The 13524-nt window shown below is 38.9% G+C and carries 11 protein-coding genes; 8 read left to right on the forward strand and 3 right to left on the reverse strand.

Translation table 11 applies throughout. From position 1 onward, the window contains the following. The first annotated feature begins 11 nt into the window (after positions 1 to 11). The 4 genes from BLP87_RS12610 to BLP87_RS12625 all read left to right on the forward strand — a co-directional run bounded on the left by BLP87_RS12610 (position 12) and on the right by BLP87_RS12625 (position 5878). Entirely contained in the window at positions 12 to 866 is an 855-nt protein-coding gene (locus BLP87_RS12610) for a carbohydrate ABC transporter permease (protein ID WP_143002143.1), read from the forward strand. A gap of 231 nt (positions 867 to 1097) precedes the next feature. Continuing rightward, positions 1098 to 2240, forward strand: a complete 1143-nt coding sequence (locus BLP87_RS12615; protein WP_051625242.1) for a helix-turn-helix domain-containing protein — start codon at positions 1098 to 1100, stop codon at positions 2238 to 2240. Between the two features lie 17 nt (positions 2241 to 2257). Next, a complete protein-coding gene (locus BLP87_RS12620) occupies positions 2258 to 3283 on the forward strand; it encodes a hypothetical protein (protein WP_026656795.1) in 1026 nt (341 codons plus the stop codon). 339 nt (positions 3284 to 3622) lie between these two features. Then, on the forward strand, positions 3623 to 5878 hold the full coding sequence (locus BLP87_RS12625; RefSeq protein ID WP_026656797.1) for an extracellular solute-binding protein: 2256 nt from the start codon (positions 3623 to 3625) through the stop codon (positions 5876 to 5878). A 67-nt stretch (positions 5879 to 5945) separates the two neighbouring features. On the opposite strand, the gene BLP87_RS12630 is transcribed toward BLP87_RS12625, so the two are convergent. Continuing rightward, positions 5946 to 6881 carry a UbiA prenyltransferase family protein gene (locus tag BLP87_RS12630; protein WP_051594255.1) on the reverse strand — a complete coding sequence of 312 codons (936 nt, stop codon included), beginning with the start codon at positions 6879 to 6881 and terminating at the stop codon, positions 5946 to 5948. A gap of 18 nt (positions 6882 to 6899) precedes the next feature. Next, on the reverse strand, positions 6900 to 8663 hold the full coding sequence (locus BLP87_RS12635; RefSeq protein WP_074462979.1) for a DUF6044 family protein: 1764 nt from the start codon (positions 8661 to 8663) through the stop codon (positions 6900 to 6902). A gap of 275 nt (positions 8664 to 8938) precedes the next feature. On the opposite strand from BLP87_RS12635, the gene BLP87_RS12640 reads away from it, so the two are divergent. From BLP87_RS12640 to BLP87_RS12650, 3 genes are read left to right on the forward strand one after another with little or no spacing between them, the layout of a single operon-like run. Further along, the gene (locus tag BLP87_RS12640) at positions 8939 to 9391 is read left to right on the forward strand and encodes an ACT domain-containing protein (protein WP_026514634.1); all 453 of its coding nucleotides are present in this window, start codon (positions 8939 to 8941) and stop codon (positions 9389 to 9391) included. 31 nt (positions 9392 to 9422) lie between these two features. Beyond that, complete coding sequence (locus BLP87_RS12645; protein WP_074462980.1) at positions 9423 to 10631, forward strand: homoserine dehydrogenase; 1209 nt, start codon at positions 9423 to 9425, stop codon at positions 10629 to 10631. A 41-nt stretch (positions 10632 to 10672) separates the two neighbouring features. Then, the gene (locus tag BLP87_RS12650) at positions 10673 to 11992 is read left to right on the forward strand and encodes an aspartate kinase (RefSeq protein WP_074462981.1); all 1320 of its coding nucleotides are present in this window, start codon (positions 10673 to 10675) and stop codon (positions 11990 to 11992) included. Here the strand turns inward: BLP87_RS12650 and BLP87_RS12655 are convergent. Continuing rightward, positions 11983 to 12783: a hypothetical protein gene (locus BLP87_RS12655; RefSeq protein ID WP_074462982.1), complete on the reverse strand. Its 801-nt coding sequence runs from the start codon at positions 12781 to 12783 to the stop codon at positions 11983 to 11985. The two genes, BLP87_RS12650 and BLP87_RS12655, sit on opposite strands and share 10 nt — an antisense overlap. Before the next feature lie 208 nt (positions 12784 to 12991). On the opposite strand from BLP87_RS12655, the gene BLP87_RS12660 reads away from it, so the two are divergent. Then, complete coding sequence (locus BLP87_RS12660; RefSeq protein WP_083334608.1) at positions 12992 to 13507, forward strand: DUF6106 family protein; 516 nt, start codon at positions 12992 to 12994, stop codon at positions 13505 to 13507. Positions 13508 to 13524: the final 17 nt, after the last annotated feature.

Raw genomic sequence — 13524 nt, forward strand, 5'->3', positions numbered from 1 at the left:
AGAGAATTGCGATGGCCGGACAGAGTGATACCGGAGCATCGGTTCACGCCAGACGCGTGATAGCGTATATTGTACTTATATTGATAACATTTATCTGCCTTTTCTGGTTCTATGTTTTGTTTATAAATTCAACCAGATCAAATGCAGAACTTACAAAAGGATTCAGACCATATCCGAGTACATTTCTCGTAACAAACTGGGATAATCTGGTTCATGGAACTTTGCCGATATTTAATGGCTTGATTAATTCGCTTATTGTTGCTACACTAACAGCGGTGTTTGCTACATATTTTTCAACGATGACAGCGTATGCAATACACGCTTATGACTTTAAGCTTAAGAAGTTCATTTTTACATTTATTTTGATGGTTATGATGATCCCTACTCAGGTAACTGCGCTTGGTTTCTTGCAGCTTATCGGAAAGATGGGATTGGATGATAAGTTTACACCACTTATTGTTCCTGCTATTGCTTCACCTGCTGTATTTTTCTTTATGAAGCAGTACATGGATTCTACACTTCCTCTTTCACTTGTGGAAGCTGCCAGAATCGACGGATCTACAGAGTGGGGCACATTCAACAAGATTGTAGTACCGCTTATGAAACCTGCTGTTGCTGTTCAGGCAATCTTCAGTTTCGTAACAAGCTGGAATAACTACTTTACTCCTGCACTTGTGCTTCACACAGACACAAAGAAGACACTTCCTATACTTATAGCTCAGCTCAGAAGTGCAGACTGGCTTAAGTTTGACATGGGACAGGTATATGTAATGATTTCATTCTCTATCTTCCCTGTTATAGTTGTTTATCTTTTATTATCCAGACACATTGTCGGCGGTGTTACGCTCGGTGGTGTAAAGGGATAATCTGACTTAGTTATTTACTACTCTTCATCTTGCTTGTCCGCGAGGTGAAGATACTCTTTCCTTTTATAAGCGTTATGGAAGGCCATGGTATTCCCCATACCATGGCCTTTCGCATGCGCAAAAAACAATTTGAAAAAACTTTCCACATCCATCTGAATGTTGTTTGGGGAGCTTTTTTGCAATTTATTCCCAAATGCCCTAAACTACTGATGAAATGGGCATGGTACCACAATGGAAACACGATTTTTCGAAGTGGAACTTGAAGATTTCATAGAGATAACTGATACTGAAAATACGCTTGCAGGTGAATTTTTGAAAGGAGTTTGGCAGATATATATGGTTGAATTTGGCGAGCAGCTTAGAAAAGCACGTGAAGAGAAAGGTATGACACAGCAGACTCTTGCGGAAAAATTATTTGTAACAAGACCGACTGTATCAAGATGGGAGTGCGGTGAAAGATTCCCCGATCTTCTTACAACAAAGAAAATAGCTGAAATTCTTGGTGTGAGCCTGGACAACCTATTATCTGGTAAAGATATTTCTGTTGAAGTTGAAAGAAACCCTGTAGTTGAAAACAAAACAGCACATAATATAATAATTGCGCTGTATGCATTTGTTATATTCTCTTGCTTGATAGCAATTGTCAGTCACATTTCCAATTATTTTTTGATTTACACCAAAGCAGTCGGTTTTGGGGGACCTGTAGGAGCAGAAGCAGAGCTGATCGGATATGTCAGTGTTGCAATGATGAATTTTGGAACAAAGCAGATAATACCGATGATCAAAGTTGTTATGCAGATAGTTGTTTTTGCTTTTGGCCTTGATAAAGCAATAAAAGGAAAACTTTCTCCCAAGATGACGGGAGGAATAATAGTTCTGTACCTTGCGTTGACAAGTCTTATAAATTTTGCGCAGGTGCTGGCTACGTGGATAATAGAGGGCATCTTAACAGGGTATGCTGTTGCTGAAATGCGTTATATTATCGCTGATTTTTTCATCTTTCTTATTCCGACAATCAGTGGGGCAGTTTTGACATATTTCCTATTTATTAGGGGAAGTAATAAAAAAATTGTTCCTACAATGATCGTGTTTGTTTCGTTACTGGAAGTGATATTGAATCTGAGCTATACATTATACTGGATTAAATATGCTATAGAAGAAACAAATAGTTACTACATTGAGGATCGTGTCGTCAGCAATATTGATTTTGGTCTTAGGACTGGTTTTACGATGAATAATATACTGATGCTGCTTATTGATGTAGCTGTTTACGGATTGATAGTTTTTCAGACTGTGGCACTGTGGAAAAAGAGAAAAAAGCTGGAATCTGTTATCAACTCAGAGGGTGAAATAAATAAAATGGTCACTGAATAGAAATATGAAATTTTCGTATGATTAAAAGTATAAGTATTAAAAAGGTTACAGTAAGTATTCTTGCAATGGCGGTTCTGTTATCAATTGTTACAGGATGCGGCAAGAAAGAAATCGGTGTGGATGCAAAATCCATTAGTCAGATTAAAGACAAAGATCATTTTTTTAAGGAGGAGGAAATTAAAGGAGTTATTGAAGAAGGTTCGGAAGATGTCTATCTTGATTATGTAGGAGGCAAGATAAAGTGTGTTTATTTGGATCAAGCCGGAAAGTATAAGTTTGTATCTGCAAATACCGATGGAACAATCGATAAGTCATATGAAATTCCGGTTTCTACAAATGATAAACATGCCTTTTTTGAAATGGATGAATCCGAAAATCTGTACATGCAATATTCTGATTTTGAGAGTGAGGAAAGCAGTCGGAAAACAGGCTATTATCTTGTTAAATTTGACAATACCGGAAAAGAAGTCGGAAGGGAAAATTTATTGTCAGACACTCCCGAGAAGAGTTTGTTTTCGGTAGAAGGTGTTGTATGGACTAAGGATAACGGGCTTATTGTAAGTTCGTCAAGAGGAATTGAAAAATATAGTGAACAGGACGGATTTACTTGTATCATAGAACCAAAATTTCTGTATTCTTTCAGTCACGGAGGAGAACTTATTAAAGGTAGCGATGATCGGCTGTACATAAAAGGAAATAACAATGACAAGGACCGACTGTGGAAAGTTGATCTTGCGAATGGAAAAATAGGGGAGCCAAGCAAATGCTTTCGTGAAAATACTGCAGGCAAACTTTTATTTTTTTCAAGAGGAGAAGGGAATGATCTGTATGCAGCATTTGGCGACTACATCTATGGATATGACAGCAAGGAAGATGCGATTACTGAAATTGCAAATCTTCGGGATTCTGATATTGGTTTTGGCGAAGGTATTGGTCGATTTACAGCAATAAATGAAGGCGAATTTTGGGCGACTATTTATAAAGACAACGGTGAAATATATTTATCCAAGCTAACCAAAGTTAATCCTGAAGATATAAAATAAAAGACAACTCAAGAGCAGGAGTTTATATTAAATAAGCGTTATGAAAGGTCATGGTATTCTCTTTATACCATGGCCTTTTCTATTAGGAAGTTTTTTCTATGATATAAAAAAGGCTCCGCAGAGATGCGCAAAATAACTTAAAACACTGATGAAATGGGCATGTTACCACAATGGAAACACGATTGCTCGAAGTGGAACTTGAAGATTTCACAGAGATAACTAATACTGAAAATACACTTGCAGGTGAAATTTTTGAAAGGAGTGAGTTTTGATAACTTATTATCGGGAAAAGTAAAAGTGTTAAAGACACGAGCACTGAATAGAAATATGAAAAAACGTATGGGAAAAAGTATATTTTTAAAGAAGGTTACAGTAAGTGTTCTTACAATGGCGGTTCTGGTATCAAGTGTTACGGGATGCGGTAAGAAAGAGAGCAGTGCGGATGTGAAATCCGTAAATCAGATTAAAGAAATTGATAAAGATCATTTTTTTAAAGAGGAGGAAATTAAAGGGGTTATTGAAGAAGGTTCAGAAGATGTTTATCTTGATTATGTAGGAGGCAAGATAAAGTGTGTCTATTTAGATCAAGCCGGAAAGTATAAGTTTGTGTCGGCAAATACCGATGGAACAGTCGATAAGTCATATGAAATTCCGGTTTCTACAAATGATAAACATGCCTTTTTTGAAATGGATGAATCCGAAAATCTGTACATGCAATATTCTGATTATGAGAGTGATGAAAGCGATCAGAAAACAGGCTATTATCTTGTTAAATTTGACAATACCGGAAAAGAAGCGGGAAGGGAAGATTTATTGTCAGACGCTCCTGCGAATAGTATGTTTTCAATAGAAGGTGTTGCATGGACTAAGGATAACGGGCTTATTATAAGTTCTTCAAGAGGAGTTGAAAAATATAGCGAACAGGACGGATTAACTTGCATCATCGACCCCAAATTACTGCATTCTTTTAAAAATGGAGGCAGACTTATTAAAGGAAGCGATGAACAGCTGTATATACATAGCTATAATCTTGACGATAGCCGGTTATGGAAAGTTGATCTTGCGAATGGAAAAATAGGAGAACCAAGCAAATGTTTTGGTGAAACTAATGCTGACAAAGGGTTATCTTTTTCAAGAGGAGAAGGTTATGGTCTGTATGCAGCACTTGGTAACTATATCTATGGATATGACAGTAAGGAAGATAAGATTACTGAGATTGCAAATCTTCGGGATTCTGATATTGGTTTTGAGGAAGGTATTAATCGATTTATAGCAGTAAATGAAGGCGAGTTTTGGGCGACTTTTTGTAAAGACAACGGTGGAGTATATTTATCCAAGCTTACCAAAGTTAATCCTGAAGATATAAAAGAAAAGACAACGGTTACTCTCGGAGGAGCTTATATAAATAGTGATATTATAAATGAAGTACATAAATTCAACAAAACGAATGATGAGTATAGAATACAGGTTATAGATTATGCAGAGGATTGTCTTTCTGACGATGAAGCAGACCGGAGCGTAGAAAAGTTTAACCTTGATATTTTATCGGGAAAGGCCCCCGATATTTTGGCGGTAAGCGCGGATAGTTCGGATATATCCGGTTATATAGATAAGGGAGTCTTGATGGATTTGGGGCCTCTTTTTGATAAGGGAGGAACTCTTGAAAATATAGAATTTTTACCGAATGTTTTTGAGATGATGCATACAAAAGATAAGATTTACACTGTATTTTCCAGATTTACTGTTAATACATTGGCAATGAGAAAACGATTTGCGGAAGGCAGAACAAGTCTTTCGATAAGTGATTGTGAAGAAATCATAGATAAGACGGGTGTTGGCTATAAAGCTGCATTTGGCAGTGACAGCTATAAGGAAGGTATTATTTATTGCGGGGGGGATTTCGATAAGTATTTGGATCCGGAGAACGGAAAGTGCAGTTTTACAGACTCTGATTTTATAGAACTACTTACTTTTGCCGATAAGTTCCCGGAACAATCTGAGTACGACTATGGAATGTTTGATGAAGATAGGGGATATTTGGAGGATAAAGCAATCTTCAGGTATAGTCCTTTATCAAATTTCAGAGATTATGCAATGCTTAAATATGGAGTATTTCAAGATGATATTTCGCTTGTGGGATGTATTAACAGCAACAGCGAGAATTCTGCTAAAATATGCCCTCTTGCTGAAGTTGGCATAAATAGTAAGACCAAATATAAAGATGCTGCAGTTCAATTTATAAAGAGTATGTTTGAAAATTACGATCCTTCAAATATTTACAGTTCTTTTCCTTCGGATAAAGCATCATTTGAAGCTGCAAAAAAAGCAGCGACACAGGAAAGAGGAGAAGACGATTATTTTAGTTTGGGATATGACAGAATAAAGGCAACTCCTTTGACTGAAGCTGAGGTACAGGAACTGAGTAATTATATTCTTTCAATAAAAAATCATGATGATAATTTCGGCTTTTACACTGAGATCAATAGAATTATCATGGAAGAGGTACCGGCTTTTTTTGGCGGACAGAAGACCGCGGAAGAGGTGGCAGATACTATTCAGAACAGAGCAACAACATACATGAATGAAAATAAATAATAAAACACCATCCGGGGCTTTTGTGAATCCGGATGGTGTTTTGCTTTTTATATTCCGCGCAAGTATGTCAATCCAAGCGGACCCATACAAGGGAGTTGGATGTAAGTCTGTGGAGAAAATTAAGGTCTACGGATGTCAGTATCATAAATGCAATGATTATTACAAATACCAACAGCATAAGCTTTTTTTCCTTGAAAAGCTTTTCGGGACGCTGCACAGCGGAGTCGGGATCGAATGACATCGCCACGTAGTAGGAAAAGAGCAGGAATACAAGCGGCATACATAAGAGATATTCAATACGGTACTTGATAAGGAAAACTCCCAGGCAAAATGTGGATATAAGCGAGTAGAAGAGCGCTGATGCAAGGAGAGTTTTCTCTGTATATAATTTGAATGAACGTCTGTAAAGACCGGCTACCTCAGGATTGCCAATCATTCTGTACTCTGCAAAGCGCTTTGTTGCCATGAGAAATGCTCCTGCCATCCAGTAGCCAATGAGGATGCTTGAAGGAGGAAGCGAAGAATCTGTCACGACAAACCATCCCATCATAAGGCGAAGCATATTGTTTACAGATTCAGAGAGCACATCAAAATATGGAATATCTTTTGTCCTAAAAGGTTTAACGTTGTACAAAAAGCCCATGAACAAAAGGACAAGCGATGTTATCAGAAACAGCTTATCGACAAGCAGAGAAAGAATAACACCGACAGCGATAAGAGCGATATATTCCGCGATAACTACGGAGAATTTCATATTCTCGGTTACAACAGGTCTGTTTTTCTTGGTCGGATGGAATTTATCAAACGGAGCATCGAGCCATTCATTTATTACATAGTTTGCGCTTGCAATCATGCAGGTCGCAAAGAAAGCACATATCAGCTTGAAGATATTTATATCTTTAAGAGAATGCTCCGTAAGCAGGAATGCGATGGCAACTCCGGGCATGATAAAGAAGTTTTTTATCCAATGATCGGGACGGGCAATTTTAATATACTTTTTCATTTTACATCTCCAAACCTTTTATAAAGAATATACCCATATGGTGTATGGTGAGTTTGCATCCGAGTATTCACCGATGAGCTTAAAGCCGATCTCATCTTCGTTTGAAATCTCTATTCGTGAGAATACATATTTTCCGTTTAATTGCTCAAATGCTGATTTATCAATAAGAAGACGCTTGTCGTCAACATTAACTGTTCTTGCGGGATTCCAGATGCCGTAGTCGCTGCCTGAAAAGATATAGGCACGTGCGCCCCAATCATCGTAGTAGTTGCGGGCTTCTTCCGATTCGGAGAGCGAAGGCGCAATTACATTTCTGAATGAATCCTTATACGACTGATAGTAGTAGCTAAGGCACCCGTCCAAAGTTGCAATCTCGTTGTAAGAAAGAACGGCGGGATGGAAGCCGTAAGCCACACTGTATTCGCCTTTATAATCAATGTCTTTTTTTATCTTTTCGAACAGATCTGTTGAAAAGAAATCGCCATAGGACAGGGTTTCCGACTTCTGCCCATTAAATGCTTCCCAGGTGTTTACGTAACAGGTGTTGAAAAAGTCGTTATATAAGGACTGCGTTCCGATCACAGAGAGAAGGACGATAATTGTAAGTGCCTTTGGGACAAACGGTAATATTGCGCTTAAACGGTTCTTGTTACTTTCTTGGGAAGCAATGTGGTCTGAAAGACGTATCATCGCGATAAGTGCTTCAACGTACCACAGAAGCGGGTTAAAAAATATTGTTCTGTTAAACTGCCATCCCTTTAAAGGAGGGACGAGCTTTTCGAATAAAGTTCTGACAGCATGATTGTTGTAAAGACCGTAAACAATGCAGTTTCCGACTATAAAAAGAAATACGAGATTAAACGGATCGATGCAGAGCTGCCTGTATTCTTTTCTTTTTATGTGTCCCAAATTGATAGCTGCAAAAGATATGATAAACAAAGGTAAAACAACAACTCTGTGCAGATCTTCGCAGTGGAAAATGTTATTTACAAAAACATTAAAGATACTGTGTAAGATCTCAGATGCAGACAGATCGTCGATTACCATCGTGTCTCTGATTGTTGCCTGTCCGGAGCCGAATATAAGGGCAAAAAGCCTGTATTCAATGAGGATATAGCTTGCGGACATAAGGATCATCGCAACAAAAATCCTAAAGTTTATCTTTTTTTCTTTTACCCAAAGATAAATGAAGTAAATAAAGATATAACCCAGAATAAAAGGTCCGAAGAACGTAAAGTACGAAAGCGTCGGATATAGGAACGCAAGTAGGTAATAGATTTTTTTACCGGTGCTTTTAAGTCTTCTTATTATGAATATCAGAAGAGGGAGCGAAGCAAAAGAAAACGAAAATGCCGGATAAAGCGGAAGAAGACCGTAGATAAAACTAAAGAGGACCACGGCCCATTTGTATTTCTCATACTTGTCTTTCAAAATGTCTTTGCCAAGGAGTATTCCCGAAAAGAGTGCGATCAATATCTTGAGAAAATATCCCACGATATATGCCGCAAAATTCGGAAGAATCATATACAGCCAGGAATAAGCGTAGAATTCGGATAACAGGAAATTTCTGTCAATACCGCCAAGAAGCGGGATAGTCTTTCCCTGCGAAAAGAATGCATTATTATCCTTCAGTAATTTGTAATCGGTTATGTGAATGTCAAGATTATCGTGAACACCAATGAATGTGTGGGCTTCACCCGCAATAAGAAAAACAATGAGCTGAAGAAGCAATATACCTATAACTAATAGAAAATACCAATTTCTTAAAAATCTCTGTTTCATCTAACACCTAAAACCTAAAACACAAAAACTCGTTGACCAATGAAAAAGTATAGCATAACTCAGGCTTATTTAGGTCGTTTGAAGCGGTGTTCACAGTTTTTTCGTTTTTTATATAATAGGCGTAATTGGCATGATTACCAAAGAGAATTGGGGTGAAAAGAGTTTTTTTGGCAAAAATAGGCCTTGCCTTTAAAACTTTAGCATGCTAAACTCTTTACGTCGCACACAAATGTCCGTAGTAGAAAAACAAGGTATTATAAATGCGGAGGTTAGAGATGCAGCAGGACACAGGGTACTACGTTATCAGGAAACAGGCGGTTCCGGAAGTGCTGCTTAAGGTTGTGGAAGCCAAGAAACTTTTGGAATCCGGCAAGGTTAAGACAGTAAATGAAGCTTCTGCGATGCTTGGTATCAGTCGCAGTTCTTTTTATAAATATAAGGAAGACATATATGAATTTCATGATTCTCTTCAGGGAACAACATTTACCCTGACATTCCAGATGAATGATGAGGTAGGTCTTTTATCATATGTGCTTAATCTGATCGCGGATTTTGGTGCAAACATCCTGACGATTCATCAGTCAATCCCGCTTAACGGCGTGGCATCGATATCAATCACGATTCAGGTATTGGAAGCGACTAAGGATATAATGGAGATGATCTCCATTATGGAAGGCAAAGAAGGAATACATAAGGTGCACATAACAGGAAGAAGTGCAACCTATTAAATAATCAGTAAAAAATGCATTGGAGGATGAAATGGCAAAAGTAGCGGTTTTGGGATATGGAACAGTTGGAAGCGGGGTTGTTGAAGTTCTTGATACGAACGCAGCAGAGGTTGCAAAGAGCGCAGGAGAGGCAGTAGAAGTAAAGTACATACTTGACCTCAGAGATTTCCCCGGCGATAAGCATGAAAATCAGGTTGTACATGATTTCGATATTATACTTAACGATCCCGAGGTGGATGTTATCTGTGAGACAATGGGCGGACTTGAGCCTGCTTTCACATTTGAGAAGAAAGCACTTGAGAGCGGAAAGAGTGTATGCACATCAAACAAGGAACTTGTGGCTGCGCACGGGCCTGAGCTTGTTGAGATTGCTAAGAAGAACGGTGTGAGCTATCTTTTTGAAGCAAGTGTAGGCGGCGGTATTCCGGTTCTTCGCAGCATTAACGATTCACTTAAGCATGAGAAGATCGATGCGATAACAGGTATTCTCAACGGAACAACAAACTATATCCTTACCAAGATGGACAAAGAGGGCATCGGATTTGCTACAGTTCTTAAGCAGGCGCAGGATAAGGGATACGCTGAGAGAAATCCCGAAGCCGATATCGAGGGATATGATGCATGTCGTAAGATTGCTATCCTTTCAAGTCTTATGAGCGGTGAGCATGTAAATTACGAGGATATTTATACAGAAGGAATCACTAAGATAAGCATTGAGGATTTTGCTTATGCAAAGAGCCTCAACGTTGCGATAAAGCTTCTTGGAATGTGCAAGAAGAATGAGAGCGGATTCTTTACAATAGTAGCTCCTTTCATGATTCCCATGGAGAATCCTCTTGCAAACGTAAACGGCGTGTTCAACGCGATTGACGTTCACGGCAACATGCTCGGAGACGTAATGTTCTATGGCAAGGGCGCAGGTAAGAGTGCTACTGCAAGTGCGGTTGTTGCAGACGTTGTTGACATTCTTAAGCACAAGGGAAAACATATCGAAGTAAACATGAATTCCAAGAAGGCAGTGCTTACTTCAAAGGACAACGCTGTTCGCAAGTTCTTTGTAAGAGTTACCGAAAATCTTGAAGATCAGGCAAAAGAGCTGTTTGGAAATAAGATAGAGATCATCAAGAGCGAAGAAGTAAAAGGCGAGTTTGCATTCGTCACAGATCTTATCTCTGAGAAAGATTTCGAAGAGAAACTTTGGAAACTTGACAGTGTTAAGGGATATATCAGACTTTATTGATGATTTTTCCCTATAAAAAAACAAGAAGAGGTTTGTACATTATGAAGAAGGTAGTTAAATTTGGTGGAAGTTCACTCGCAAGTGCAGAGCAGTTCAAGAAGGTCGGAGAGATAATTAAGGCAGATCCCGACCGCGTGTATGTTGTTCCTTCTGCTCCCGGAAAAAGAAATTCTAAGGATACAAAGGTTACAGATATGCTTTACAAGACATATGCTCTTGCTGAAGCGAAGAAGGACTTTTCAAAGCAGCTCGCCGATATCAAGGCAAGATACGACGAGATCATCAAGGGACTTAACCTTAAGCTCGATTTAAGCGATGAGTTCAAGACAATCGAAAAGAATTTCAAGGCACTTGCAGGAAATGACTATGCTGCAAGCCGCGGAGAGTATCTTAACGGAATAATCATGGCGAATTTCCTTGGCTATGAATTCATTGATTCCGCAACAGTTGTTGTATTTGACAAGAACGGAGAGTTTGACGGAGAGAAGACCAACAAGCTTATGGCAAAAAAGCTTGAGAAAACTCCCAAGGCTGTTATACCCGGATTCTACGGTGCATATCCTGACGGAAGCATCAAGACATTTTCAAGAGGCGGCTCCGATATAACAGGTTCTATCGTTTCAAGAGCCATCAAGGCAGATGTTTACGAGAACTGGACTGACGTTTCAGGATTCCTTGTTGCAGATCCCAGAATTATCGACAAGCCACCGCACATTGAGACTATCACATATACAGAGCTTAGAGAGCTTGCATACATGGGAGCATCGGTTCTTCACGAAGATGCGATCTTCCCTGTAAGAAAAGAGGGTATTCCGATCAATATCAGAAATACCAACAAGCCGGAAGATCCGGGAACATGGATCGTTGAGTCTACAGCAAAGAAATCAAAGTATGTTATTACCGGTATTGCCGGAAAGAAGGGATTTTGCTGTGTAAATATTCTTAAGGATCAGATGAACTCAGAGATTGGATTTGTAAGAAAGGTACTTCAGGCCTTCGAAGATCAGGAAATCTCCATTGAGCATGTACCTTCGGGAATTGATACCATGACGGTATTTGTTCAGGAAGATGAGTTTATCGAGAAGGAACAGTCGGTTGTTTCAGAGATTCACAGACTTGCACATCCCGATATGCTTGAGATTGAATCGGACCTTGCCCTCATCGCAGTCGTTGGACGCGGAATGAAGTCTACAAGAGGAACTGCGGGAAGAATATTCTCAGCACTTGCTCATGCGAGCGTAAATGTAAGAATGATCGACCAGGGGTCTTCCGAGCTTAACATCATCATCGGTGTTGACGCCCGTGACTTTGAGAAGGCAATCCGTTCAATATATGATATCTTCGTAACTACTCAGTTTTGATGGATATAATCTAAAAACTTAACGGCAGCTTCGGTTCGTGTGGAATTTGCAATGATTCCTGCAACCGATGTCTTGCCTGAATATAATCCGGTCTTTTCGTAGGCTTTAGAATTATTGATAATAATTCCTACGGGGATCGGTTTTTTCATTTCTTCTTTCGGAAGGTTGGTATAACTTCCCGTCTTTGCAGCCTCTGCACACAGAACCGCGTATTTGTTGTTCTCATCGTATGTTCCGTTCGAGAGATAATCCTGATATTCATCGGATGCAATATATTCAATATATCCCGCATCCATGTAGAGAACGCTGTCACCCATTGCTTCAAGATCTTTTTTCGAATAATATGCTGAAAGATCGGCAAATACATCCTGTCCGGCATATTGGAAAAAATTGTTGTAGTCAGCACCGAGAACATCAAGTTCCTTAGCGGCTATGTTTGCCGTGATCTTCTGAGTTGTAGCGATGGCAACTTCATCGATGTTGTCGGGGTTAAGGACTGCGGTGGTATCTATAAAGCAGACGTTTTCCGAAGGATTTACACCTGTGGCTTCCAGGAAATCTTTACCCAGCGTATTTTCAAATGTAGAAGGCGCGGAATTTACAAGGATCACATTAAGATAAGTGGGCTTTTCGCCAAGCATACTCTTTACTCCGGAGATAATAAAGAGCAGGGCGACAACGGCCGTCATTACGTGGAACTTGTAATATTCCCAGAAATAATCCCATTTTTCCTTAAAATCCTTATCCTTCATTTTGTCCTGTTGCTCTTTGACTTCGTCACGAATCGACATATCCATACCTCTCTATATTTTGTAATAAAATAATGTCTTTTTGTTCCTAAAACATATATAATGTAATAAAGATTGTACATTTATTATGATATAAACGTTATTTAACTATAAGTCAACTGATTGGTCAAAAAAAACTTGAAAGAGTAGCGGAAATAATATAAGATAGTCGATAAAATGGCAGTAAGTGTGTAGGAGGTTGGATTTTTACATGATCGGTAATGACAACAGTTATGTTGAGTGTCTGGTAGCCAGTAAAGCGTCTCCGCTAGTTGTTATTCTTAAGTATGTGAGCTTTGGATTGGCTATATTTTTCTTACTTTCAACTCTATTATTAAATGCGAATATCATTTGCCTGTTGCTTTTTATCGCAGCTGTGGCAGGATATTATTTTGCAAGGCAGAATGCAGATATAGAGTATGAATATCAGTATTGTGACAAAGAAATTTCCATTGATAAAATCTTAAATAAGAGTTCCCGTAAACACATAGGAACTTATGAAGTGGAAAAGATTGCTGTTATGGCGCCTTCAGGCTCATATCATCTTTCCGATTACAAGAATCAGACGTTTAAGACTCTTGATTTTTCGGCAAAAAATAAAAATGCTCAGCCGGATCCTACTTATACATTTTATTATGACGGCAAGGAAAAGATCGTTTTTGAGCCAAACAGCGAGATGGTTGCCGCAATAAAGGCCGTTGCTCCGAGAAAAGTCTTTACGGACTGATCTTGGAAATTACTGAT

Origin of the sequence: Butyrivibrio hungatei, from assembly GCF_900101605.1 — a bacterium.
In the GTDB taxonomy this organism is placed as follows: domain Bacteria; phylum Bacillota; class Clostridia; order Lachnospirales; family Lachnospiraceae; genus Butyrivibrio; species Butyrivibrio hungatei_B.

Excerpts from the sequence above, each read along its gene's own strand:
- BLP87_RS12630 (WP_051594255.1), bottom strand. The coding sequence starts at position 6,881 with ATGAAAAAGTATATTAAAATTGCCCGTCCCGATCATTGGATAAAAAAC.
- BLP87_RS12645 (WP_074462980.1), top strand. The coding sequence starts at position 9,423 with ATGGCAAAAGTAGCGGTTTTGGGATATGGAACAGTTGGAAGCGGGGTT.
- BLP87_RS12660 (WP_083334608.1), top strand. The coding sequence starts at position 12,992 with ATGATCGGTAATGACAACAGTTATGTTGAGTGTCTGGTAGCCAGTAAA.
- BLP87_RS12615 (WP_051625242.1), top strand. The coding sequence starts at position 1,098 with ATGGAAACACGATTTTTCGAAGTGGAACTTGAAGATTTCATAGAGATA.
- BLP87_RS12650 (WP_074462981.1), top strand. The coding sequence starts at position 10,673 with ATGAAGAAGGTAGTTAAATTTGGTGGAAGTTCACTCGCAAGTGCAGAG.
- BLP87_RS12610 (WP_143002143.1), top strand. The coding sequence starts at position 12 with ATGGCCGGACAGAGTGATACCGGAGCATCGGTTCACGCCAGACGCGTG.
- BLP87_RS12635 (WP_074462979.1), bottom strand. The coding sequence starts at position 8,663 with ATGAAACAGAGATTTTTAAGAAATTGGTATTTTCTATTAGTTATAGGT.
- BLP87_RS12640 (WP_026514634.1), top strand. The coding sequence starts at position 8,939 with ATGCAGCAGGACACAGGGTACTACGTTATCAGGAAACAGGCGGTTCCG.
- BLP87_RS12620 (WP_026656795.1), top strand. The coding sequence starts at position 2,258 with ATGATTAAAAGTATAAGTATTAAAAAGGTTACAGTAAGTATTCTTGCA.
- BLP87_RS12655 (WP_074462982.1), bottom strand. The coding sequence starts at position 12,783 with ATGTCGATTCGTGACGAAGTCAAAGAGCAACAGGACAAAATGAAGGAT.
- BLP87_RS12625 (WP_026656797.1), top strand. The coding sequence starts at position 3,623 with ATGGGAAAAAGTATATTTTTAAAGAAGGTTACAGTAAGTGTTCTTACA.